This is a genomic window from Nonomuraea sp. NPDC050663 (assembly GCF_044456985.1).
In the GTDB taxonomy this organism is placed as follows: domain Bacteria; phylum Actinomycetota; class Actinomycetes; order Streptosporangiales; family Streptosporangiaceae; genus Nonomuraea.
On the sequence record NZ_JBITGL010000012.1, the window covers coordinates 158,869 to 181,026 of the forward strand.

Below are 22,158 nucleotides of genomic sequence, written 5' to 3' on the forward strand. Positions count from 1 at the left end.
CCTACGCTACCGTAACTTACGTTCGCGTAGGTTGTTGGCCTCGTCACACCGCGATGAGCACCTTGCCGCGGGTGAGTCCCGCCTCGCTGCGCCGGTGGAGGTCGGCCAGCCCGTCCAGCGGCACGGTCTCCGTCACGTCGACCCGCAGCTCCCCCTTGGCCGCCAGCGCGTCCAGCTCGGCCACCTGACCGGGGTCGTTGCGCGCGGAGAAGGAGAAGAACCCCTGAACGGGCGCGGCGACGGAGACCCCCGTGCCGCCCGGCCTCACGAGCGTGGCAAGGACCGCGGCCTCCTCGGGACCGATGGGAGCGAGGTTGATCACCGCGTCCATGCCCGCCGGCAGTGTCGAGCGAGTGTAGTCGACGACCTCGTCCGCGCCCAGGTCGGCGACGGTGGCCGCGCTGCGGGGCGACGCCGTGGCGATCACCGTGGCCCCGGCGAGCTTGGCGAGCTGCACCGCGAACCCGCCGACCCCGCCGCCCGCACCGTTGATCAGCACGCGCTGCCCCGCCGTCACCTTGCCGTGCTCGATCACGGCCTGCCAGGCCGTGAGCCCGGCCACCGGGACGGCGGCCGCGGTGGCCAGGTCGGGGAAGCCCGTCGCCTCGACCAGCACCGTCGCGGGCACGGCGGCGAACTCGGCCGCGGCGCCGCCCGCGTCGGACCGTCCCATCACCCGGTCACCGGCCTTCCATCGCCCGGCGCCGGTCACGACGGTGCCCGCTACGTCCCAGCCCGGGATGTAGGGCAGGGACAGCGGAAGCACCTCCCGCAGCCGCCCGGCCCGCAAAGCGGTGTCGGAGGGGTTGAACGAGGTGGCCGCGATCCTGACCAGCACCTCGCCGGCCCCCGGCTCGGGCACAGGGACGGGCTCGACCCTGATCACGTCGGCGCCGCCGTACTCGTGGAAACGTGCTGCTTTCATCATGCGACCCAACCTACGAGCTGGGATCAAGACGATGAATGCGTGAAGGTATGGCATTCATACGTCATAGTCTTGGAGCATGGACATCCTCAGCGACGTGCTCGCCAGCGTGCGCTCCGGCCGCCCGAGCTCGGCGACGGTGACCTGGCACGCCCCCTGGGGGCAGCGTTTCCCCGAGGTCAGGGGGAGCGCCGGATTCCAGATCATCCTCCAGGGTTCCTGCTGGCTGATCAGGCCGGACCACGAGCCGGTGGCGCTGAACGTCGGCGACGTGCTGTTCTTCCCGCACGGCCACTCCTACGCGCTGGCCGACTCCCCCGACCGCGACCTGGCCGACCCGCGCTGCGACCCGCTCCAGGACAGCGAGCTGTTCGTGCGCGACTCCATCGGCACGACCGGCCGGGCGACCGTCACCCTGTGCGGCGGCTACGGGCTGGATCCCGGCCGCGCGCACCCGCTCCTGCGAGACCTGCCCAGCCACATCCACCTGCCCGCCAGGCTCGGCCACCATCCCCGGCTCAGGGCCGCGATCGAGTTGCTCGCCGCCGAGGCCGACAGCCCTGGGCCGGGCGCCGACACCGTCGTGCTCGCCCTGCTCGACACGATGCTGGTCTACCTGCTGCGCGCCTGGCTCACCGAGCCGAGCCGCTCCACGTGGGCCAGGGCGCTCGGCGACCCGGCGATCGGGGCCGCCCTGCAGGCCGTCCACGAGGCGCCCGAGCACCCGTGGACCGTGCGCACGCTCGCCGACCGGGCCAGGCTCTCCAGGGCCGCCTTCGCCCAGCGGTTCACCGCCCTGGTCGGCCGCCCGCCCCTCGCCTACCTGACCTGGTGGCGGATGACCACCGCCGCCCGGCTGCTGCGCGAGTCCGACGCGCCGCTGAGCGAGGTCTCCGCCCGCGTCGGCTACGGCTCGGAGTTCGCCTTCGCCAACGCCTTCAAGCGGGAGTACGGCCAGCCGCCCGGCCGCTATCGCCGCTCATCAGTTCCTCGTCCTCGGCAGGAAGCCACGAGCCAGGAGGGCGCCGCAGGTCAGGCGTAGCGACGGCGAGCAGGGCGTCGAGGCCGGGGTGCCGCAGCTCCTTCAGGTGGACGAGGCTGATCAATGCCAGCGGCACCGGCTCGACCAGCGGGCGCGTCACCGCGCCCGGCACGCCGTCGAGGTCGACGCCGGCCAGCACGGCCTCCCGATGGCGTCGGAGGTAGAGGCCCATCTCGTCGTGCCCGATGGCCGGCACGTGGGGCCGCGACAACCGCAGCCCGAACTCGGCCGCGAGCCGCCGCCCGAGGTCGGTCCACTCGGAGGTCGCGGGGTTGCCCTCCAGGACGTCGAGGTCGTGAGAGGCGAGCACCGACAGCGGGATCTCGGGCAGCGCGGCCAGCGGGTGGTCGTCGGCGAGCAGCACGGCGAGCGGGTGGAAGCGCACGGGCTGATGGGAGACCCTGGCGCGCAGCTCGTGGGTCAGGCCGGCGAAGCGCCCGAACGAGATATCGAGCCGCCCTGCCACCATCGCCGTGACGGCCGAGGCCAGGCCGTTGTGATAGCGCGCCAGGAACTCGATCCGCGGGGCCAGTTCCCTGGCCCTGGCCAGGATGGGGTGCTCGCCAGGCCCGTTGACGTCGACCAGGAGAGGTGGCGGGGCGGTCAGCGAGGAGACCAGCTCGTCGTGGGCGGCCAGCAGCCCGCGGGCGCCGTCGAGCAGCCGCGCACCGGCAGGAGTCAGCGAGACCCTGCGCGTCGAGCGTACGAGCAGCGCGACGCCGAGCTGCTCCTCCAGGCGCCTGATGTCGCGGCTGAGCGCCTGCTGCGCGATGAACAACCGCGCGGCCGCCCGGCCGAAGTGGAGTTCCTCCGCGACCGCGACGAACGCCCGGAGCACCCGTGGATGGAGATCGAGCACATTGACAACATATCTGAGTTAATCCCGAAAAATCAGGTGTTGGACCTGGTCAGGCGACTGGCGAGACCCTGGGGTAATGATCCCCCGAGTGAATCCGTCAGTCGCCCGCCTCTTCCTCGGCCTCCCCAAGCGGGGAGACTGCCCCTGCCTGCTCAGGATTCCGCACGACCGGCGGGCACACCCGCGTTAGCGGTGCCGTGCCAGCTGTCCCACAACGCGGCGTAGGAGCCGCCCGCGGCGACCAGCTCGTCGTGCGAGCCGAGCTCGCTGATGCGCCCGCCCTCGACCACGGCGACCCGGTCGGCATCGTGCGCGGTGTAGAGCCGGTGCGCGATGGCGATCACGGTGCGGCCCTCCAGCACGGCGGCCAGGGAACGCTCCAGGTTGCGCGCCGCCCGCGGGTCGATGAGCGAGGTCGCCTCGTCGAGGACCAGCGTGTGCGGGTCGGCCAGGACCAGCCTGGCCAGCGCGAGCTGCTGGGCCTGGGCGGGCGAGACGGTCGCGCCGCCCGAGCCCACCTCGGTCTCGAGCCCCTCGGGCAGGGCCATCACCCAGTCGAGGGCGTCGACCGCGCGCAGGGCGTCGAGCACCTCGTCGGCGTCGGCGCCCGGCCGGGCGATGACCAGGTTGTCGCGCAGGGTGCCCTTGAACACGTGGTGCTCCTGGGTGACCAGCGCGACGTGGCCGCGCAGGTCGTCGAGGGGCAGCTCGACCAGCGGCACCCCGCCCACGGTCACCTCGCCCGAGCGCGGGCCGTGGATGCCGGCCAGCAACCGGCCGAGCGTCGACTTGCCCGCGCCCGAGGGCCCGACCATGGCCAGGCGCTCGCCCGGCGCGACCGTGAGCGACACGTCGTGCAGGACGTCGCGGCCCTCGCGGTAGGCGTAGCGCACGTTCGCGGCGGCCAGCATCTCGTCGGACGGCTCGGCCGTACCGGGAGCACGGTCGTCGGGCACCGAGGAGACGCCGAGCAGGCGCGCCATCGCGGCGGCGCCCACCTGGAGCTCGTCGATCCACATCAGGAACCGGTCGAGCGGGTCGACGAGTTGCTGTGCCAGCAGCGTCGCGACGGTGACCTGCTCGATCGTGGCCATGCCGTTGACGTACAGCAGGCCGCCGACGAACAACGTCGAGACCACCGGGATCACGTAGCCCAGGTCGACGCACGGGAACCAGACCGTGCGCAGGCCGAGCGTGTAGCGCTCGGCCGCCCACGAGCGGCTGATGTCGTCGTCGGTGCGGCGGTGCCTGCGCTCCTGGAGCCTCAGCGCCTCGACGGCGCGGGCGCCCTCGACCGTCTCGGCCAGGCCGGCGGTCATCTGCGCGTAGGCGGCGCCCTCGCGCAGGTAGCCGTCGCGTGCCCGCTTCAGGTACCAGCGCGTGGAGACCCACAGCAGCGGCGCGGCCAGCAGCATGGGAGCCGCCAGCAGCGGCCCGACCAGGACCACGCCGCCCAGGCTGATGGCGAAGGTGACGACCGCGATCAGGGTCTCGGGCACAGCGTGACGCACGGTGCGCGACAGCGAGTCGACGTCGCGCGAGGTGCGCGTGATGAGGTCGCCCGAGCCGGCCCGCTCGACCGTCGACAGCGGCAGGGCCAGCACCCGGTCGACGAACTCCTCGCGGAGCTCGGCCAGGACCTTCTCGCCGAGCCTGGCCGAGGCCAGCGTCGCGTAGCGGATCAGGACGGCCTGCAGCGCCAGGAAGGCGCCGATGGCGATCGCGACGACGGCGACGTTGATCTCGGCGCCGTCCTGGACGGCCCCGACCAGGCGGCCGAGCTGCCACGGCACGGCCAGGCCCGCGACGGCGGCCAGGCCGTGCAGGAGGAGGGCGCCGCTGAGCTCGCGCGGATACTTCAGCGTCAGCCGCCGCGCGTAGGCGCGTACCTGGGCCCGGTCGGCGACCGGAAGGATGGTGGTGCTCATCTCAGTCCTCCCCTCTCGTGACGGTCATGGCGTACTCCCTGGAGCCGGCCAGCAGCGACCGGTGGGTGCCCTCGGCCAGCACGCTGCCGTCCTCGACGTAGATGACGTGGTCGGTGCGGTCGAGGACCAGCGGGCTGGTGGTGCAGATCAGCGTGGTCTTCCCGGCGCGCGCCTTGACCAGCCGCTCAGCGATGCGGGCCTCGCTGTGGGCGTCGACCGCGCTGGTCGGCTCGACCAGGATCAGCACCTCCGGGTCGGCGATCAGCGCCCGCGCCAGGCGAAGGCGCTGCTGCTGGCCGCCGGAGAACTCGCGGCCCGACTCGGCCACCTGCGCCTCCAGGCCGTCGGGCAGCGCCTCCACGATGTCGTCGGCGCAGGCGGCGTGCAGCGCCTCCCTGATGAGGGAGTCGTCGGCGTCGCGCACTCCGAGCTCGTCGCGCAGCCGCCCGGTGAACAGGCGGGCGCCGTTGTCGGCGACCAGGATGCGCGAGCGCACCTCGTCGATCGGCAGCGTGGCCAGGTCGGTGTCGCCGAACAGCACGCGGCCGTCGCTGTAGCGGCCGAGCCGGTCGGCGATCTCGATCGCCTGCTCGGTGGTCGAGGTGGCCAGCGCGGTCAGCTCGCCCTCACGGACGCGCACGCCGCTGGCCAGGTCGCGCAGCTCGCCGCCGAGCGAGCCGGCGGTGCCGCCGCTGACCTCGGGCTCGATCGACAGGATGCGGATCACCCGCTTGGCCGCGACGGCGCCCTTGGTGAGCTTGTCGGCGGCCTCGATGAGGGTGCGCATCGGGGCGATCAGGAAGACCGAGTAGGCGTAGTAGGCGACCAGCTGGCCGACGGTGATCTGGCCGCCGACGGCGAAGGTGGCGCCGACCATGGTGACCGCGGCGATCAGCAGGCCGGGCAGCAGGATCTGGGCGCCTTCGAGCAGCGATTCGACGCGGACCACGCGCACGCCCGCGTGCCGTACGGACTGGGACTCCTCGCGGTAGCGGTCGGCGAAGACCTTCTCGCCGCCCACGCCGCGCAGGACCCGCAGGCCCGCCACGATGTCGGCGGCCCTGGTCGACAGCTCGCCCTGCAGGTCGCGCTGGTGCTTCTGCCGCTTGTGCAGCGGCCGGAGCAGGGGTCCGACGGCCGCGGCCATGAGCGGCACGCCGATCAGCACCATCAGGCCGAGCTCCACCGAGGTGGAGAGCATGATGATGGTGATCGTGGCGATGGCGACGACCGCGCCGGTGCCGCGCAGGAGGATGTCCATCGCGTTGCCGATGTGGGCGATGTCGGAGTTGCCGACGCTGACGACCTCGCCGGTCGACAGCCGCTTGGGCAGCGTCGCGCCGAGGCGGGTGGCCTGCCGCGTGGTCACCTGGACGGTGCGGTAGGCGGCGGCCAGCCAGTTGTAGACGGCGTAGCGGTGGCGCATGATGCCCGCGAAGGCCTGCAGCAGGCCCAGCCCGAGCAGCACCGCCGACCAGGTCATCAGCGCGCCGGTGTCCTTGCCCGTCACCGCGTCGACGCCCTTGCCCAGGATGAACGGGACGAACGCCTGCGCCAGCCACCACAGCACGGCGAAGGCGATGCCCGTCAGGAGCGGGGTCGCCTGGCGGCGCGCGTTCCACCACAGGTAGCGGAGCGCGCCGCGGATGTCAGGGGTGCCGGGATCGGCTTCGGGGAGGGTTCGCATAGCCTGTCAAGGTTGGCAAACGGCCCCCTGACCAGGCAAATCATTTTCTCAGCATGCGGGTGTAGATGAACGCCGCCAGGGCGGTGGCGGCCAGCAGCAGGTAGCCGATCGTGTAGGCGCCGGTCGTCTCGTAGACCGCGCCCATGACCAGCGGCGGGAAGTAGCCGCCGAGGCCGCCGGCCGCGCCGACGAGGCCGGTGACGGTTCCGACGCGCTGCGGCTCGACCAGCTTGGCCACCAGGGCGAAGACGCCGCCGGTGCCCAGGCCCAGGAAGAAGGCCATCAGGACGAAGCTGGCGCCCGCGGCGAACTCCAGCGGCGGGTTGAAGCACAGCACCACCGCCATGACCGCGGCCCCGGCGAAGGAGGCCATGAGGATCTTGACCGGGCCGACCCGGTCGCTCAGCACGCCGCCGATCGGGCGGGCGATGACGGCCGCGATGGAGAAGCCCGCGGTGCGCAGTCCTGCCTCGGTCTGAGCGAACTCGTAGACGTTCTGGAGCAGGGTGGGCAGGTAGGTGGAGAAGGCCACGAAGCCACCGAAGGCGACGGCGTACAGGAACGCGCACTGCCAGGTCGCCTTGAGCTTGGCCGCCTCCTTCATCCTGGGCATGGCCGGCTGGGTGGAAGGCTGCCATGACGGCGCGTTGCGGCTGGCCAGCAGCATGATGACGCCCATCACGGCGAGCGCGATCGCGATCACGACGTGGGTGGCGCCCCGGCCCAGCGACTCGACCAGGCGCGGGGTGAAGAACGCCGACAGGGCCGTGCCGCCCATGCCGGCGCCGAAGACGCCGGTGGCGAAACCCCGTCGCGCGGGCTCGTACCAGGCGTTGACGAACGGGATGCCGACCGCGAACGAGGTGCCGCCGATGCCGAGCACGAAGCCCCAGAACAGCAACGACCCGTAGGAGTTCGACCAGCCGACGAACAGCACGGGGATGATCGTGATGAAGCAGATGACGGCGAACATCAGCCGCCCGCCGAACTTGTCGGCCAGGACTCCGACCGGGATGCGGCCGAGCGAACCGACCAGCACCGGGATGGCCACCAGCATCGAGGTCTGCGTCGCCGACAGCCCCAGCGCCTTGCTGTAGCTGCCCGACAGCGGCCCGATGAGGTTCCAGGCCCAGAAGGTGATCGCGAAGGCCAGCGTGGCCAGCGTCAAGTTTCGCCCCTGCATACCACCCTGTGTAACAGATCACTACTTTGGGTGACGAAGCGGGGTCATGCTTTCTCGGCCCGACTTGTGTCGTGTTCGGCCCCGTCCCTCGTCTAGCGGAGCCCGACTGCGAGAGGATGTCTCCTCATGGGACACCTGCGGCACGGCTACACCAACAGCACTACGGGTGACGGCGTGTACGTGGTGAAGTGCTATCAGGGGCCCGACGCCGAGGAGCGGCTCCACACCGAGCGCACGATGCTCAGACGCTATCGGGGGCGGCTGCCGGTGCCGGCGGTGGTCAAGGTCAGCGACACCAGCCTGACCACCCGGTGGGTGGCGGGCGAGCACGGACAGGACCTGCTCGACGACGGTCACGCGAGAGAGGTGCTGACGGCCTGCGGCACGCTGCTCCACCTGGTGCAGTCGATGCCGATCAGGAGCGGCAAGGTGCTGGTCCACGGCGACTTCGGGCCCAACAACATGCTCTTGGAGGATCTGGGGAGCGCCACGCTCGTCGACTGGGAGTGGGCCCACGCGGGCGAGCCGATCGAGGATCTCGCCTGGTGCGAGTGGATCGTGCGGATGCATCACCCCGAGCACGTGGGCGCTCTGCCGTACTTCTTCGAGGCGTACGGCGGGCCGGTGCCCTCGTGGACGGAACGCCAGGCGGCGATGCTCGCCCGGTGCCACCAGCTGCTGGAGTTCTGCAGCCGGTGGGAGCCGGGCGGCGAGGCGGAGAAGACGTGGCTGGAGCGCATCGAGGCCGTCACCGGATGGAGTGACCGACACTGAACAGGCCACGCGGGTCCCACGCGCGCTTGACCTCGGCCAGGCGCTCGTAGCCGGTGAAGGCGTCGGGCGTGCGGCCGGTGTCGGCCAGGAAGTTCAGGAACGACCCGCCGGTGGCGTGCGGGCCGAACGCCTCGGACAGGCCGGGCAGCGCCTCGCTGACGATCACGGAGTAGGAGGCGTTCGCCGCGGCCACGGGCCCGCGGTGGCCGGCCATGGCGCCGCCCCAGTGGCGGATCTCCACGGTCGCCTGCCTGCCCGCCTCGACCGCCGTCTCCATGACGTCGTCGTGCAGGCCGGTGAAGAAGTCGAGGTGCCTGGCGGGGGTGCCGCCCATGACCGCCTCGCGGAACGGGATCGCCTCGAAGCCCTCGACGGGCACGGTCGACATGACCTTCAGCTTGGTGCCCTCGGGGCTGATGATCAGGGCCGTGCTCATCGTGTCGGGCGCCTTCTCGGTGAGCGCGCGGTAGTCGCCCTGGAAGGGGATGATGCCGGCCCAGACCTGCTTGACCGGGTAGAGCCGGAACTCCAGCTCGGTGACCAGGCCGAAGCTGCCGCCGCCGCCCTTGAGCGCCCACAGCAGGTCGGGGTGCTCGTCGGTGCAGACCAGGCGGCCGTCGGCGGTCACGACCTGGGCGCGGATCACGCTGTCGGCCGCGAAGCCGTACCTCCTGGACAGCCAGCCCACGCCGCCGCCCAGCGTGAAGCCGGTGACGCCGACGTCGCGCGACGATCCGGCCAGCGGGACCAGCCCGTACGGCGCGGCGGCGTCGATGACCGCTCCCCAGCGGGCGCCGGGGCCGACCTTGGCGACGCGGCGGATGGGGTCGATCTCCACCTCGTCCATGTTCGTGGTGCGCAGCAGCAACGCCCCGTTGGCTTCGGTGTGGGTGCCGTGGCCGGTGGCCTGCACGGCGAGCGGCAGGTTCCGCTCGGTGGCGGTCAGCACCGCGGCCCTGACGTCGGCCACGCCGTACGCCTCGACGACCATCGCGGGACGCGGGTCCAGGGCGGCGTTCAGCGGCTTGCGCAGGGCCTCGTAGGCCTCGGAACCGGGCAGGTGGACGGTCTGGCGCTGGGTGGTGAGCATCTCTTCTGTCTCCTTCAGTGGGTCTGTTCGGTAGACCTTCGCCGGGTGGCGAACTCATCGCTCATAGCGTGTCTTTCTGGGTGGGTGCGGGACATCCGTGGTCACCACGGAACGACCACGGAAGTACGGTGGTCCGTGTGATTTCCGAACGTGAGGCAGAGGTGCTGTCCGCACTCGGGCAGCGGTTGACGAACGCCGAGATCGCCCGGAAGTTCCACATCTCCGTGCGTACGGTCGAGAGCCACGTCTCCTCGCTGCTGCGCAAGTACGGCGTGGCCGACCGCCGCGCGCTTGCCGCGCTGGCCGGCACGGTGGCGCCGGGCACCGAGCAGGTGGTGGGACTGCCCGCGGCCCGCAGCACCTTCGTCGGCCGCCTCGACGAGCAGGCCGCGGTCGCCGGGGCCTGCAAGGAGTCGCGCCTGGTCACCCTGCTGGGCCCCGGCGGGGTGGGCAAGACCAGGCTGGCCACCGTCGTCGCCGGCTCCCTGGGGTACGGCGGGGCGTTCGTCGACCTGGTGCCGGTGCGCTCCGAGTTCGTGGTGCAGGCGGTCGCCGCCGCCCTGGGCGTCATCGAGCGCTCCGAGCAGCCGCTCGCCGACGCCGTGGCCGAGCGGCTCGGCTCGCGTGACTCGGTGCTGGTGCTCGACAACTGCGAGCACGTGCTCGACTCGGTGGCCGCCTTCGCCGACCGGATCCTGTCGTCGTGCCCTGGCACCCGCGTGCTGGCCACCAGCCGGGAGCGGCTCGGGGTGCCGGGCGAGCGGGTCGTCCCCGTCGCCCCGCTCCCCCTGGGCGGCGCGGCCTCCGACGCCGAGCTGCTCTTCCTCGACAGGGCCCGCGCCGCCGATCCCGCCTTCGCCGCCGACCCCTCCGTGATCGCCGAGATCTGCGCCCGCCTCGACGGCGTGCCGCTGGCCATCGAACTGGCCGCCGCCCGCAGCGCCGCGCTCGGCCCCGACGGGCTGCTGGCCGCGCTCGACGACTCCCTGCGCCTGCTGTCCGGCGGGCGCGGCGGCGACGAGCGGCACCGCTCGCTGCGTGCCGTGCTCGCCTGGAGCCACGAGCTGCTCGACGACGAGGAACGGGCGCTGTTCCACCGGCTGTCGGTCTTCGCCGGCGCCTTCGACCTCGACGCCGTCACCGCCCTGACGGGCGACCGGCTGGGCGCGGTCGACGGGCTGGCCAGGCTGGCGGACAAGAGCCTGGTGGTGCGCGACGGCCAGCGCTGGAGGCTGCTGGAGACCGTGCGCGCCTTCGCCTGGGAGCAGCTCGGCGACGAACGCTCCGCCGTACGACATCGGCACCTCGAGTGGGCCGCCGGCCGGGCCGCCGCGCTGGAGGCCTGGCCCGAGGGGTGGCGGGCGGGCTTCGACGACGTCGCCGCCGACCTGCGGGCGGCGCTGGAGGTCGAGGGGCACGAGCCGGACAGGCACCGGCTGGCCCGCTCGCTCGGGCACCTCGCCTACGCGCGGCGCTTCCTGCGCGAAGCGCGTGACCGCTACCGGCAGGCGTCCGAGCTGGCGCCCTCACCGGAGGAGGCCGCGCACGATCTGTGGAGCGCCGCCGACATCGCGCTCGCCACGGCCGCCGCCGGGGACGCCTTCGCGCTCTACCTCGCCGCCGCCGACCTGACCGGCGGCCGGGATCGCACGATCTCCCAGAGCCGCGCCGTCACCACCGCGCTGCGGCACGGGGGCTTCGGCTTCGCCACCGGCACGTCCGGCGACGACCTGCCCGCCATCGACCCGGCCCCGCAGGACGACCCGGCCGTCGAGGCGCACGTGGCCGCCGCGCTGGCCTGGAGGTCGGGCCCCGAGAACGCCACGGCCAAGCTGGAGCACGCCGAGCGCGCGATCACCGCCGCCCTGGTCGCCGACGACCCGGTGCTGCTGAGCGGCGCGCTCGACGCCCTCCTCTCGGCCCGCGCCAGGCTCGGCGAGGTACGGCAGGCGTACACGATCTCCGAGGAGCGCGTCGAGCTGATCGACCGGCTGGACCGCCACGACCCGCGCGCCGGCATCGAGATCGTCGACGCCTACCACTCGGCCTCCTCCTACGCCCTGGCCACCGGCGACCTGCCGGGAGCGCTCTCGATCGCCCACCGCAGCAGCGACGACGACCTCGTCGGCAGCCACCAGGCGATCCTGCTGACCAAGCTGGTGCCGCCGCTGGTGCTGATGGGCGAGTTCGAGCAGGCGCTCAGGCACGGCACGGTGATGTGGGACAGCCGGGCGTCGGCGGGCAGCACGCCGGGGCACTGGCTGTCGATGGCCGTCTACGCGGTCGCTCTCGGGTGCAGCCTCAACGACGACCACGAGCGGGCGCGCACGTGGTTCGACCGCGCCCGGTCGCTGACGCCCTCGCGCGATCTGGTGGCCTTCTCGGCCTTCGCCGACGCCCTCATCGCCGTGCACACCCGGCGGTTCGACGACGCGCAGGAGCTCGTGGAGCGCGGCCTGGCCGAGATGGTGCCCGGCCGCTTCGAACGGTACGCCACGGCCGCGGCGGCCGAGCTGGCGGTGGCCGCGGGCCTTCCCGGCGCTGCCGGGATGCTCGACCAGGCGGCCGGCGCGGGCGAGGGCAACGACTGGGCCGCGGCCTGCCTGCTGCGCGCCCGGGGCCGCCTCACCGGCGACCGCGACATGCTGGAGGCCTCCGCGGCCGCCTGGGAGCGCATCGCGGCCCACTTCGAGCGCGAGTGCACGCTGGAGCTGCTCAGAACATGAAGATGACGCGGTCGATGGCGCCGTCGGCCACATGGTAGGCGACCAGCAGCTTGACCTCGCCGCGCGCGGTGCCGAAGGCGTGCTCGTGGTCGACCACCCATTCGCCCTGCTCGACCCGGTTCAGCAGGTCGGCGCGGCAGGACCTGGCGGTGAACTGCGGCGTGTAGCGCTCGCGCAGGTAGTCGTGCCCCTTGCCCTGGACCTGGTCGCCCGCGAGCACGAGGACGTCCTCGGCGTAGCAGGCGACGAACGCCTCCAGGTCGTGGGCGTTGTAGGCGTCGAGCTGGCGCTGGGCGAGATCACTGGCTGTCATGGCGCCATGGTGGCAGAACGGCTCACGACGAGCTGAGGTTGACCATCCACTGGACACCGAAGCGGTCGGTGCAGGCGCCGTACTCGTCGCCCCACATCTGCTTCTCCAGCTCCATCTCGACGTGGCCGCCCTCCTTGAGCTTGGCGAAGTACTCGCGCAGCACGTCGTCGTCGCCGTTCAGGCAGATCACGATGGAGTGGCCGGGGGTGTGCTCCATGCCCGGGGGAAGGTCGGCTCCCATGATCGTGTAGCCGGACGGGGTTTCGAGCTGGCCGTGCATGATCTTGTCGGCCTCCGGGCTGTCGGGCATGCCGTACTGGCCGAAGGTGTTCAGGATCAGCTCGCCGCCGAAGACGCCCTGGTAGAACTCCATGGCCTGGCGGGCGTCACCGTTGGTGAAGGAGATGTACGGGTTGAGGCGAGAAGTCATGCCTTCACCATTCACCTGGACATCTCGCTCTACCACCCGTTTGACGTCAAAGGTCGTTAGATCTCCTCAGCAGGGCCTCGCGTTCGGCCTCCGACGAGCTCAGCTCCGCGGCCCGGCGGAAGAGCGCCGCCGCCCGCGCCCGGTCGCCGGACCTGGCGACCATGTCAGCCTCGGCGGCCACGGCCAGCGAATAGTCGCCGAGATCCACCTTCTCCAGCAGCGCCAGCCCCTCCTGCGGGCCGAACGCGTAGCTGTGCGCCACCGCGCGGTTGAGCTCCACCACGGGCGAGGGCTGCAGCTCCGCCAGCCGGTCGTAGCAGGCGGCGACGAACGTCCAGTCGGTGGCGGTGGCGTGCGAAGCGGCGATGCGGGCCTGCAACGTGTAGGGACCCTCGCCGTCGATCGCGGCCAGCAGGTCGAGACCCTCGGCGATCATCTCCTGGTCCCAGCGGCCACGGTCCTGGCGGTCGAAGGTGAGCAGGTTGCCCTCGTCGTCGACGCGGGCGTCGCGGCGCGAATGCTGGAACAGGAAGAGGGCCAGCAGCCCGCCCGCCTCCGGCTCGCCCGGCATCAGCTCGCGCAGCAGGCGCGCCAGCCGAATCGCCTCCTCCGCGAAGGCCGGGTAACCGTTGTAGCCGTGGGTGAACAGCAGGTACAGCACCGCCAGCACCCCCGGCAGCCGCTCGGTCAGCGACCGGCCCGTCGGCACCCTGTACGGGATGCGGGCATCGGCGATCTTCGTCTTGGCCCTGGTCAGCCGCCTCGTCATGGTCGAATCGGTGACCAGGAACGCGCGGGCGATGTCAGGGGTCGGCACCGCGCAGATCGTGCGCAACGTCAGCGCCACCCTCGCCTCCAGCGACAGCGCCGGATGGCAGCAGGTGAAGATCAACCTCAGCCGGTCGTCGACCACCGGTTCCTCCACGGGCGCGGACTCCTGCGGGATCAGCTCGGCCAGCTTCCTGCGCTCCACCGCCGCCCGCCTGAGCTGGTCGATCGCCCGGTTCCTGGCCACCGTCATCAGCCAGCCGCCCGGGTTTGCGGGCACGCCGCCGGACGGCCAGCGCTGCAACGCCAGCGCCAGCGCCTCCTGGGCGCAGTCCTCGGCCAGGCTCCACTCGCCCGTGACGCGGATCAGGGTGGCCACGATCCTGGGATAGGCGTCACGGGCGGCGGCCTCGACCGTGTCGTACACGGTCATGCGATTACAGGTCCACCAGGGGGCGCAGCTCCAGCCTGCCGCCACGCGCCATCGGGTGCGCCCTGGCGACCTCGATCGCCTCGTCCAGGTCGGCGCACTCCAGCAGGTCGTAGCCGACGATGAACTCCTTGGTCTCGGCGAAGGGCCCGTCGGAGACGAGCAACTGCCCGTTGCGCACCCGCACCGTCGTCGCCGACGACCTCGCCCCGAGCACGCTGCCGTCGAGGCGGCGGCCCCTGGTGTCGTTCTCCTCGACCCAGACCTCGATGTCGGGCTCGGGCGACGGATCCGTGTCGGGCTCGGTGTCGGTGCAGACGAACATCATGTATTTCATGGTCGCTCCTTTCACCTGGATGACGAACGGGGCGCGGCCTTCCGGACAAAGGTGGCCGATGTTGTGGGACCTGATGCGGCTAGGCCGGCCCCCACAGCATGTCACCGCCCCGCCCGCTTCACCGCCTCGACCACGGCCGCGGCACCGTCCTCGTCCGCGAGCGCGGCGGCGAGTTCCCGGGCCCTGCTGCGGTAAGAGCCCTCCGACACCGCGGACGCGAGCGCCGCGCCCAGTCGCTCGGCCGTCAGCGACCGGAACGGGATCACGTCGGGCGTCACACCGAGCGCCGCCAGCCGCGCTCCCCACAACCGCTGATCGCGAACCGCCGGCAACGCCACGGACGGGACACCCGCCGCCAGCCCCGCCCCCGTGGTGCCGCTCCCGCAGTGGTGTGCGACCGCGGCCATGCGGGGGAAGAGCCAGTCGTGCGGCACCTCCCCGACCCCGAGCACGTCGTCCGCCAGCACCCCAGGCACGCCGGTCTGCAGCACCCCGCGCAGCCCGGCCAGCCGCAGGGCCCGCACGGCCACCTCGGTCAGCCGCTCGGCCATCCCGGCCGCCTGGCTGCCGAAGCCGACGAAGACCGGCGGCGGCCCCGATTCCAGGAAGTCGGTCAGGACCTCGCCGCCCGCCCAGCCGGGCGGACGCTGCGGCCACCAGTAACCGACGACCTCCAGCCCTTCGCGCCAGTCCGATGGGCGGGGCAGCACCCGCGGGCTGAACCCGTGCAGCACTGGCCATCGTTCCGACTCCCGGCGCCGGTAGACGGCACGCGAGCTCATCGGCGCGAGCCCGAGCCGGGCGCGCAGCGCCTTGGCCGACCCGGCGTGGGCTGGTGAGGGTACGGCGAAGCCGAGCCGGGCCACCGTGCGGTTCCCCCGTCGTCCGAGGGAGGCGCCCCAGGCGCTCACGACCGGAGGAAAGTCGCCGGTCGGCTCGACCGGCTGCAGGTGCACGCCCATGCTGGGCACGCCCATGGCCTCGGCCACGTGGTATCCGGCGGAGGCGGGCACGTTGAGGAGCAGGATGTCAGCGCCCTTCCCTGCCGCCTCGACGATGCCGTCGGCGACCTGCCTGCCGTACTGCGCGAACATCGCGGCCTTGGCGGCGAGCGAGACCCGCGCCCCGCCCTTCCCTGCGGACAGGAGCGCGAGCGGGTCTCCCGCGATGACCCGGTGCTCCAGCCCGGCCCCCGTGACCAGCGGGCCGTAGGCCTGGTGGCAGGCGATCGCCACCTCGTGCCCCGCGTCGCGCAGCCTGGCTCCCAGCCCGGTATAGGGGGCCACGTCGCCCCGGGTGCCGACGCCGACGATCAGAACCCGCATGCGAGCCTCCCCGGTTATTACAATGCACTCGCATCATAAACCGTTTTTCATACACTCGCATTGGAAAACTTCCGCATGCCCAAGATCGTCGACCACGAGTCGCGCAGGCGTCACATCGCCGACGCCGTCCACCGCCTGATCGACGCCCGCGGCCTCGACAGCGTCAGCCTCCGGGAGGTCGCGGGCGAGGCCGGCATGTCCATGGGCGCGGTGCAACACTACGTCGGCACCAAGGAGGAGATGCTCCGGCTGGCCTTCCAGCACCTGAACACGCGGATCGGGCTCAGGATCGCCGCTCTGTCACCGGACGACCCGCTGGCACTGCTGCGATCGGCGATCCTCGAACTCCTGCCGCTCGACGAGGAGCGCCGCTTCGAGGCCAGGATCGGGCTGGCGTTCCTGGCCAGGTCGGTCGTGTCGGAGGACCTGGCGGCCATGGTGCGGCAGGGCATGCCGTACGTCCTGGAGTTCTACGCCGGGCAGTTCAGGGCGGCGCAGGAGGCGGGGCAGCTGGGGACGGAACACGACGCGGAGGCCGAGGCGGTGTTGTTGTTCGCCTTCGCCCAGGGAATGGTCCATCCGATCCTGGTGGGCCACTACTCGCCGCAGGAGGCGGAGCGGGCGCTCGACCATCACGTGGCGCGCCTGCGCGCGTAGGTCCGGGAACGCGAAAGCCGCACCCCTCGGACGACGGGGTGCGGCTTTCGCGGCGAAGGGCCTAGTTGGCCCTGAGGAAGTCCGCGTTCATCTGGGCGATCGTGTCCAGCGGGATCCCCTTCGGGCACACCGCCGTGCACTCGCCGGTGTTCGTGCAGCCGCCGAAGCCCTCGGCGTCCATCTGCTCCACCATCGCCTTGGCGCGCGACAGGCGCTCCGGCTGGCCCTGCGGCAGCAGCGACAGGTGGGTGATCTTGGCGGCGGTGAACAGCGAGGCCGAGCCGTTCGGGCAGGCCGCGACGCAGGCGCCGCAGCCGATGCAGGTGGCCGCGTCGAACGCCGCGTCGGCGTCGTCCTTGCGCACCGGCACCGAGTGGGCGTCGGGGGCCGAGCCGGCGGGCACGGAGACGAAGCCGCCCGCCTGGATGATGCGGTCGAAGGCCGAGCGGTCCACGACCAGGTCCTTGACGACCGGGAAGGGGGCCGCGCGCCACGGCTCGATGGTGATCGTGGCGCCGTCCTCGAAGTGACGCATGTGCAGCTGGCAGGTGGTGGTGGCCACCTGCTCGCCGTGGGCGACGCCGTTGATGACCATGCCGCACATGCCGCAGATGCCCTCGCGGCAGTCGTGGTCGAAGGCGATCGGGTCGTCGCCGTCGAGGATGAGACGCTCGTTGAGGACGTCGAGCATCTCCAGGAAGGACATGTCAGGGGAGACGTCCTTGACCTTGTACTTCACCATCCGGCCGGCGTCCTCGGGGCCCTTCTGGCGCCAGACGTTGAGGGTCAGGTTCACTTGTAGCTCCGCTGGCTCATCTTGACGTAGTCGTACTCAAGCGCTTCCTTGTGCAGCACCGGCCCGTCGGGCGTGCGCTCCCAGGCGGCGACGTAGGCGAAGTTCTCGTCGTCGCGCAGCGCCTCGCCGTCGGCGTCCTGCGACTCGGCGCGGAAGTGGCCGCCGCACGACTCGGTGCGCACCAGGGCGTCCAGGCACATCAGCTCGGCCAGGTCGAAGAAGTCGGCGACGCGGCCGGCCTTCTCCAGCACCTGGTTGAGCTCCTCGGCGGTGCCGGAGACCTTGACGTTGCGCCAGAACTCCTCACGCAGGGAGGGGATGAGCTCCAGGGCCTTGCGCAGCGACTCGTCGGTGCGCTCCATGCCGCAGTAGTCCCACATGATCTTGCCGAGCTCCCGATGGAAGGAGTCGGGCGTGCGCTCGCCGTTGACCGACAGCAGCCTGTCGATCTTCTTGCGGACGGCGATCTCGGCCTCGGCCACGACCTGGTCGTCGACCTCGTCGAAGGGGCCGTCGGCCAGGTAGTCGCCCAGCGTGGTCGGCAGCACGAAGTAGCCGTCGGCCAGGCCCTGCATCAGCGCGGAGGCGCCCAGGCGGTTGGCGCCGTGGTCGGAGAAGTTGGCCTCACCGATCACGAACAGGCCGGGGATCGACGACTGCAGGTCGTAGTCGACCCACAGGCCGCCCATCGTGTAGTGCACGGCCGGGTAGATGCGCATCGGCACGTCGTAGGGGTTCTCGCCGGTGATGCGCTCGTACATCTCGAAGAGGTTGCCGTACTTCTTCTCGACGGCGTCGCGCCCGAGGCGCTTGATCGCGTCGGCGAAGTCCAGGTAGACGCCGAGCCCTCCGGGGCCGACGCCGCGGCCCTCGTCGCAGACGTTCTTGGCGGCGCGGGAGGCGATGTCACGCGGGACCAGGTTGCCGAAGGAGGGGTAGATGCGCTCCAGGTAGTAGTCGCGCTCCTCCTCCGGGATGTCTCCTGGGGCGCGGGTGTCGCCCTTGGCGAGGGGCACCCACACGCGGCCGTCGTTGCGCAGTGACTCCGACATCAGGGTCAGCTTCGACTGGTACTCGCCGGAGACCGGGATGCAGGTCGGGTGGATCTGCGTGTAGCAGGGGTTGGCGAAGTAGGCGCCCTTCTCGTGCGCCCGCCAGATCGCCGTGGTGTTGCAGCCCTTGGCGTTGGTCGACAGGAAGAAGACGTTGCCGTAGCCGCCGGTCGCCAGCACGACGGCGTCGGCCAGGTGCCGCTCGATCTCGCCGGTGACCATGTCGCGCACGATGATGCCGCGCGCCCGGCCGTCGAACATGATCAGCTCCAGCATCTCGTGCCGGGTGAACATCTCCACGGTCCCGGCCGCGATCTGCCGCTCCAGCGCCTGGTAGGCGCCCAGCAGCAGCTGCTGGCCCGTCTGGCCGCGCGCGTAGAAGGTCCGCGAGACCTGGGCGCCGCCGAAGGAGCGGGTGTCGAGCAGGCCGCCGTACTCACGCGCGAACGGCACGCCCTGCGCCACGGCCTGGTCGATGATGTTCACCGAGACCTGGGCCAGGCGGTAGACGTTCGACTCGCGGGCGCGGAAGTCGCCGCCCTTGACGGTGTCGTAGAACAGCCGGTAGATCGAGTCGCCGTCGCCGCGGTAGTTCTTGGCGGCGTTGATGCCGCCCTGCGCGGCGATGGAGTGCGCGCGCCTGGGCGAGTCCTGGTAGCAGAACGACTTGACGTTGTAGCCGAGCTCGCCCAGGGTCGCGGCGGCCGAGCCGCCGGCCAGGCCGGTGCCGACCACGATGACGTTGAGCTTGCGCTTGTTGGCCGGGTTGACCAGGCGGGCCTTGAACTTGCGCGTGTCCCACCGCTCCTCGATCGGCCCCTCGGGAGCCTTCGTGTCGCGGATGGGCGAGCCTTCGGTGAAGTCGATCACTTGACGATTCCGATCATGATGGCGAGCGGCGGCGCGAGGAAGCCCACGACGAGCACCGCGGACAGCAGCGCGGCGGCGGCCTTCAGCACCTGGTAGCGCTTGGCGGCCAAGCCGAGGGTCTGGAACATGCTCCAGACGCCGTGCCGCAGGTGGAGGCCGACCATGACGACCGCCACGACATAGAAGAGGGTTACCCACCAGCGCGAGGGGTCGAACCCGGCGATCATGCGGTCGGCGGGCAGCGAGTCGAAGCCCTTCGGGTTGACCACACCGAAGGTCAGGTCGAGCAGGTGCCAGACCAGGAAGATCACGATGGTGACGCCGCCCCAGCGCATGATGTGCGTCGCGTAGCCGGTGGCCTTCGACTTCTTGGCAACGTACTTGACCGGGCGGGCCTTGTGCGCGCGGCGAGCCAGCGAGATGGCGGCCCACATGTGCAGCACGACCGCGGCCACCAGGCCGATCTCCAGCAGGGTCAGCACCGTGCGGTAGGGCACGAACGGCTCAAGCAGCGTGCGCAGCCAGTGCGCGTATTCGTTGAAGGACTCGCGGCCGGCGAAGATCTTCAGGTTCCCGAGCATGTGCAGCACCAGGAAGCTGATCATGATCGCGCCCGTGACGGCCATGACGACCTTCTTGCCGTTCGAGGACCCCAGGAACGACGTGGGCTTCTTGCCCGGCTTGCGCACGGGAGTGGGCGGCGGGGTGGCGGGGGTCACCGGTGCGGTGGCGGAACCGCGCTCTATCGTGGCTGTCACGTTTTCGAAGGCTAGATATCCAGCAATGATCCGTCCAAGTCATCACATCTCTCGTTTCGATAGCCATAGGCTATGATCCGTTGTTTGTACGGCGGGCATAAGGAATCCGCCCCGGTGAATGCGACTAATCTCACATGCAGCTACAGCAGCTCGCTTACTTCGTAGCAGTGGCAGAAACCCGACATTTCACCCAGGCCGCGGAACGGATGCGCGTCGCCCAGCCGTCCCTCAGCAAGCAGATCAAAGCCCTCGAAGACGACCTCGGCGCCCCCCTGTTCTCCCGCGCCCGCGGCAACGTCACCCTCACCCCCGCCGGCGAGGCCCTGCTCCCCCTGGCCAGGCGCATGCTCGCCGACGCCGACACCGCCCGTCGCGAGGTAGCGGAACTCGCCGGACTGCGCAGAGGCAGGGTACGGCTCGGCGCCACACCCAGTCTGTGCGCCGGACTCCTGGCCGACGCGCTGGCGCGCTTCCACCTGACCTACCCCGGCATCGAGCTCCTGGTCGAGGAGGGCGGCTCCCGCGACCTGGTCCGCACCCTCGCCCGCGGCCAGCTCGACCTGGCGCTGATCATCATGCCCCTGCAGAGCGACGACCCAGCCCTGGTCACCGAGGAGATCCTGCGCGAGAACCTGGTCGTCGCCACGCCCTCCTCCCAGGCGCCGCGCAAGCCGTACCTGCGGATCGAGGACCTGCGCGGCACCCCGCTCGTCATGTTCCGGCGCGGGTACGACCTGCGCGAGGCGACCCTCACCGCCTGCCGCCAGGCCGGGTTCGAACCCCGCTACGCTGTCGAGGGCGGCGAGATGGACGCCGTGCTGCGTTTCGTCGAGTCCGGATTGGGGGTCGCCGTGGTTCCGTCCATGGTGCTCGACGGCCGTCCAGGACTGGCCGGCACCCCGCTGGCGCCGCCCGGGCTCCGCCGTACGATCGCCCTGGCCCACCGCAAGGACGTCGAGCCCACCAGGGCCGCGCGGGCCTTCCGTGACACCCTCCTGTTCTTCCTCGCGGAAGCCTCACACGAGAGCACTCTTCCGCAGGGGCTCGAGCTCATCGCAAAATAAGTGGCGATGACACAGACCCTGGATGTCCCGCTGACTCTCCTGCTCATCGAGGATGACGCCGGAGACGCCTTCCTCGTGGAAGAGCTGCTGCAGCAGGCCGAGGTGCCGCCCAAGCTGATCTGGGTGCGCAGCCTCGAGGAGAGCCGTGCGCGGCTGACCTCCGACATCCAATGCGTGCTCGTCGACCTGTCGCTGCCCGACGCCCACGGCCTGGAAGCCCTCGAAGAGGTGCTGAGAATGGCGCCGCACGCCGCCGTGCTGGTGCTGACCGGCACCCGCGACGTGCACATGGGCGTGGCCGCCGTGCAGGCCGGCGCCCAGGACTACCTGGTCAAACAGGACGTCGACGCCCGGCTGCTGGCCCGCGCCGTGCGCTACTCCATGGAACGCAAGCGCGCCGACATCGCCCAGATCAACCTGGTCCAGGCGCAGCTGACCGCCAAGGAGAACGCCCGGCTCGAACGCGGCCTGCTGCCCAACCCGATCCTGCGCACGACCACGCTCGAACACACCTCCCGCTACCGGCCGGGCCGCGAGCGCGCCCTGCTCGCGGGCGACTTCTTCGACACGGTCGAGACCGCCGACGGCGCGGTCCACATGGTCGTGGGCGACGTGTGCGGGCACGGGCCCGACGAGGCCGCGCTCGGCGTCGCCCTGCGCATCGCCTGGCGCACCCTCGTGCTCGCCGGTCAGAGCGACAACGCCCTGCTCACGGTCATGGACACGCTCCTGAAGACCGAGCGCAAGTCCCCAGAGATCTTCACGACGCTCTGCACCGTGACGATCTCCCCCGACCAGTGCCAGGCGCGCATGTACGTCGTGGGCCACCCCTCCCCGCTGCTGCTGCGCGGCGACGGCGACCCTATCTCGGTCTCCGCCTCCCCGTCGGGGCCGCCGCTGGGCATCTTCTCCGGCATCGAATGGACCCCGGTCGACGTACGGCTCGGCGAAGACTGGTCCCTGCTCGTCTACACCGACGGGCTCATCGAGGCCACCGTCGGCGACGGCAGCGACCTGCTGGGCACCGAAGGACTCATCAAGATCATCAAGGAGCACGGCCAGATCGACCTCGACCGGATCATCCAGGGGGTCACCGAGATCAACGACGACGTGGCCGCCGTCCTGGTCTCCCGGAAGGGATGAT

The 22,158-nt window shown here is 71.3% G+C and carries 20 protein-coding genes; 6 read left to right on the forward strand and 14 right to left on the reverse strand.

The window, feature by feature from the left end; translation table 11 throughout:
- Positions 1-43: 43 nt before the first annotated feature.
- Positions 44-928: an NADP-dependent oxidoreductase gene (locus ACIBH1_RS32555; protein ID WP_397317797.1), complete on the reverse strand. Its 885-nt coding sequence runs from the start codon at positions 926-928 to the stop codon at positions 44-46.
- Between the two features lie 76 nt (positions 929-1,004).
- On the opposite strand from ACIBH1_RS32555, the gene ACIBH1_RS32560 reads away from it, so the two are divergent.
- Positions 1,005-1,967 carry an AraC family transcriptional regulator gene (locus ACIBH1_RS32560; protein ID WP_397317798.1) on the forward strand — a complete coding sequence of 321 codons (963 nt, stop codon included), beginning with the start codon at positions 1,005-1,007 and terminating at the stop codon, positions 1,965-1,967.
- Here the strand turns inward: ACIBH1_RS32560 and ACIBH1_RS32565 are convergent.
- The 4 genes from ACIBH1_RS32565 to ACIBH1_RS32580 form a co-directional block, all read right to left on the reverse strand.
- Positions 1,864-2,826 carry a LysR family transcriptional regulator gene (locus ACIBH1_RS32565; protein WP_397317799.1) on the reverse strand — a complete coding sequence of 321 codons (963 nt, stop codon included), beginning with the start codon at positions 2,824-2,826 and terminating at the stop codon, positions 1,864-1,866. The two genes, ACIBH1_RS32560 and ACIBH1_RS32565, sit on opposite strands and share 104 nt — an antisense overlap.
- A gap of 152 nt (positions 2,827-2,978) precedes the next feature.
- A complete protein-coding gene (locus tag ACIBH1_RS32570; RefSeq protein ID WP_397317800.1) occupies positions 2,979-4,754 on the reverse strand; it encodes an ABC transporter ATP-binding protein in 1,776 nt (591 codons plus the stop codon).
- Between the two features lies 1 nt (position 4,755).
- Positions 4,756-6,441: an ABC transporter ATP-binding protein gene (locus ACIBH1_RS32575; protein ID WP_397317801.1), complete on the reverse strand. Its 1,686-nt coding sequence runs from the start codon at positions 6,439-6,441 to the stop codon at positions 4,756-4,758.
- Positions 6,442-6,481: 40 nt separating this feature from the next.
- A complete protein-coding gene (locus ACIBH1_RS32580; protein WP_397317802.1) occupies positions 6,482-7,624 on the reverse strand; it encodes a nitrate/nitrite transporter in 1,143 nt (380 codons plus the stop codon).
- Positions 7,625-7,750: 126 nt separating this feature from the next.
- Here ACIBH1_RS32580 and ACIBH1_RS32585 point away from each other — a divergent pair, with 126 nt between their 5' ends.
- Positions 7,751-8,398: a phosphotransferase gene (locus ACIBH1_RS32585; protein ID WP_397317803.1), complete on the forward strand. Its 648-nt coding sequence runs from the start codon at positions 7,751-7,753 to the stop codon at positions 8,396-8,398.
- Here the strand turns inward: ACIBH1_RS32585 and ACIBH1_RS32590 are convergent.
- A complete protein-coding gene (locus ACIBH1_RS32590; protein WP_397317804.1) occupies positions 8,373-9,488 on the reverse strand; it encodes an FAD-binding oxidoreductase in 1,116 nt (371 codons plus the stop codon). The two genes, ACIBH1_RS32585 and ACIBH1_RS32590, sit on opposite strands and share 26 nt — an antisense overlap.
- A 137-nt stretch (positions 9,489-9,625) precedes the next feature.
- On the opposite strand from ACIBH1_RS32590, the gene ACIBH1_RS32595 reads away from it, so the two are divergent.
- The gene (locus ACIBH1_RS32595; protein WP_397317805.1) at positions 9,626-12,214 is read left to right on the forward strand and encodes an ATP-binding protein; all 2,589 of its coding nucleotides are present in this window, start codon (positions 9,626-9,628) and stop codon (positions 12,212-12,214) included.
- On the opposite strand, the gene ACIBH1_RS32600 is transcribed toward ACIBH1_RS32595, so the two are convergent.
- The 5 genes from ACIBH1_RS32600 to ACIBH1_RS32620 form a co-directional block, all read right to left on the reverse strand.
- The gene (locus ACIBH1_RS32600) at positions 12,204-12,527 is read right to left on the reverse strand and encodes a nuclear transport factor 2 family protein (RefSeq protein WP_397317806.1); all 324 of its coding nucleotides are present in this window, start codon (positions 12,525-12,527) and stop codon (positions 12,204-12,206) included. The two genes, ACIBH1_RS32595 and ACIBH1_RS32600, sit on opposite strands and share 11 nt — an antisense overlap.
- 22 nt (positions 12,528-12,549) lie before the next feature.
- Complete coding sequence (locus ACIBH1_RS32605; protein WP_397317807.1) at positions 12,550-12,957, reverse strand: VOC family protein; 408 nt, start codon at positions 12,955-12,957, stop codon at positions 12,550-12,552.
- 46 nt (positions 12,958-13,003) lie between these two features.
- Entirely contained in the window at positions 13,004-14,158 is a 1,155-nt protein-coding gene (locus tag ACIBH1_RS32610; protein WP_397317808.1) for an RNA polymerase sigma factor, read from the reverse strand.
- 4 nt (positions 14,159-14,162) lie between these two features.
- Positions 14,163-14,492: a YciI family protein gene (locus ACIBH1_RS32615; RefSeq protein ID WP_397317809.1), complete on the reverse strand. Its 330-nt coding sequence runs from the start codon at positions 14,490-14,492 to the stop codon at positions 14,163-14,165.
- A gap of 101 nt (positions 14,493-14,593) precedes the next feature.
- Complete coding sequence (locus ACIBH1_RS32620) at positions 14,594-15,817, reverse strand: glycosyltransferase (protein ID WP_397317810.1); 1,224 nt, start codon at positions 15,815-15,817, stop codon at positions 14,594-14,596.
- A 75-nt stretch (positions 15,818-15,892) separates the two neighbouring features.
- On the opposite strand from ACIBH1_RS32620, the gene ACIBH1_RS32625 reads away from it, so the two are divergent.
- Positions 15,893-16,474 carry a TetR/AcrR family transcriptional regulator gene (locus tag ACIBH1_RS32625; protein ID WP_397317811.1) on the forward strand — a complete coding sequence of 194 codons (582 nt, stop codon included), beginning with the start codon at positions 15,893-15,895 and terminating at the stop codon, positions 16,472-16,474.
- Between the two features lie 61 nt (positions 16,475-16,535).
- Here the strand turns inward: ACIBH1_RS32625 and ACIBH1_RS32630 are convergent, their stop codons facing one another.
- From ACIBH1_RS32630 to ACIBH1_RS32640, 3 genes are read right to left on the reverse strand one after another with little or no spacing between them, the layout of a single operon-like run.
- Positions 16,536-17,270, reverse strand: a complete 735-nt coding sequence (locus ACIBH1_RS32630) for a succinate dehydrogenase/fumarate reductase iron-sulfur subunit (RefSeq protein WP_397317812.1) — start codon at positions 17,268-17,270, stop codon at positions 16,536-16,538.
- Entirely contained in the window at positions 17,267-19,192 is a 1,926-nt protein-coding gene (locus ACIBH1_RS32635; protein WP_397317813.1) for a fumarate reductase/succinate dehydrogenase flavoprotein subunit, read from the reverse strand. Before ACIBH1_RS32635 ends, ACIBH1_RS32630 begins: the two co-directional genes overlap by 4 nt.
- Complete coding sequence (locus ACIBH1_RS32640) at positions 19,189-19,950, reverse strand: succinate dehydrogenase cytochrome b subunit (protein ID WP_397317814.1); 762 nt, start codon at positions 19,948-19,950, stop codon at positions 19,189-19,191. The genes ACIBH1_RS32635 and ACIBH1_RS32640 overlap by 4 nt, the downstream gene beginning before the upstream one ends.
- Before the next feature lie 134 nt (positions 19,951-20,084).
- Here ACIBH1_RS32640 and ACIBH1_RS32645 point away from each other — a divergent pair, with 134 nt between their 5' ends.
- Both ACIBH1_RS32645 and ACIBH1_RS32650 read left to right on the forward strand, forming a co-directional pair.
- Complete coding sequence (locus ACIBH1_RS32645; RefSeq protein ID WP_397317815.1) at positions 20,085-21,014, forward strand: LysR family transcriptional regulator; 930 nt, start codon at positions 20,085-20,087, stop codon at positions 21,012-21,014.
- A gap of 6 nt (positions 21,015-21,020) precedes the next feature.
- Positions 21,021-22,157, forward strand: coding sequence for a PP2C family protein-serine/threonine phosphatase (locus ACIBH1_RS32650; RefSeq protein WP_397317817.1), 1,137 nt, complete (start codon positions 21,021-21,023; stop codon positions 22,155-22,157).
- The last annotated feature ends 1 nt before the right edge of the window (position 22,158 follow it).

What these genes read in the sequence shown, in the direction of transcription:
- ACIBH1_RS32605 (WP_397317807.1), bottom strand. Translation starts at nt 12,957, where the DNA reads ATGACTTCTCGCCTCAACCCGTACATCTCCTTCACCAACGGTGACGCC.
- ACIBH1_RS32590 (WP_397317804.1), bottom strand. Translation starts at nt 9,488, where the DNA reads ATGCTCACCACCCAGCGCCAGACCGTCCACCTGCCCGGTTCCGAGGCC.
- ACIBH1_RS32620 (WP_397317810.1), bottom strand. Translation starts at nt 15,817, where the DNA reads ATGCGGGTTCTGATCGTCGGCGTCGGCACCCGGGGCGACGTGGCCCCC.
- ACIBH1_RS32645 (WP_397317815.1), top strand. Translation starts at nt 20,085, where the DNA reads ATGCAGCTACAGCAGCTCGCTTACTTCGTAGCAGTGGCAGAAACCCGA.
- ACIBH1_RS32650 (WP_397317817.1), top strand. Translation starts at nt 21,021, where the DNA reads ATGACACAGACCCTGGATGTCCCGCTGACTCTCCTGCTCATCGAGGAT.
- ACIBH1_RS32585 (WP_397317803.1), top strand. Translation starts at nt 7,751, where the DNA reads ATGGGACACCTGCGGCACGGCTACACCAACAGCACTACGGGTGACGGC.
- ACIBH1_RS32555 (WP_397317797.1), bottom strand. Translation starts at nt 928, where the DNA reads ATGATGAAAGCAGCACGTTTCCACGAGTACGGCGGCGCCGACGTGATC.
- ACIBH1_RS32580 (WP_397317802.1), bottom strand. Translation starts at nt 7,624, where the DNA reads ATGCAGGGGCGAAACTTGACGCTGGCCACGCTGGCCTTCGCGATCACC.
- ACIBH1_RS32625 (WP_397317811.1), top strand. Translation starts at nt 15,893, where the DNA reads ATGCCCAAGATCGTCGACCACGAGTCGCGCAGGCGTCACATCGCCGAC.
- ACIBH1_RS32570 (WP_397317800.1), bottom strand. Translation starts at nt 4,754, where the DNA reads ATGAGCACCACCATCCTTCCGGTCGCCGACCGGGCCCAGGTACGCGCC.
- ACIBH1_RS32600 (WP_397317806.1), bottom strand. Translation starts at nt 12,527, where the DNA reads ATGACAGCCAGTGATCTCGCCCAGCGCCAGCTCGACGCCTACAACGCC.
- ACIBH1_RS32560 (WP_397317798.1), top strand. Translation starts at nt 1,005, where the DNA reads ATGGACATCCTCAGCGACGTGCTCGCCAGCGTGCGCTCCGGCCGCCCG.
- ACIBH1_RS32575 (WP_397317801.1), bottom strand. Translation starts at nt 6,441, where the DNA reads ATGCGAACCCTCCCCGAAGCCGATCCCGGCACCCCTGACATCCGCGGC.
- ACIBH1_RS32615 (WP_397317809.1), bottom strand. Translation starts at nt 14,492, where the DNA reads ATGAAATACATGATGTTCGTCTGCACCGACACCGAGCCCGACACGGAT.
- ACIBH1_RS32610 (WP_397317808.1), bottom strand. Translation starts at nt 14,158, where the DNA reads ATGACCGTGTACGACACGGTCGAGGCCGCCGCCCGTGACGCCTATCCC.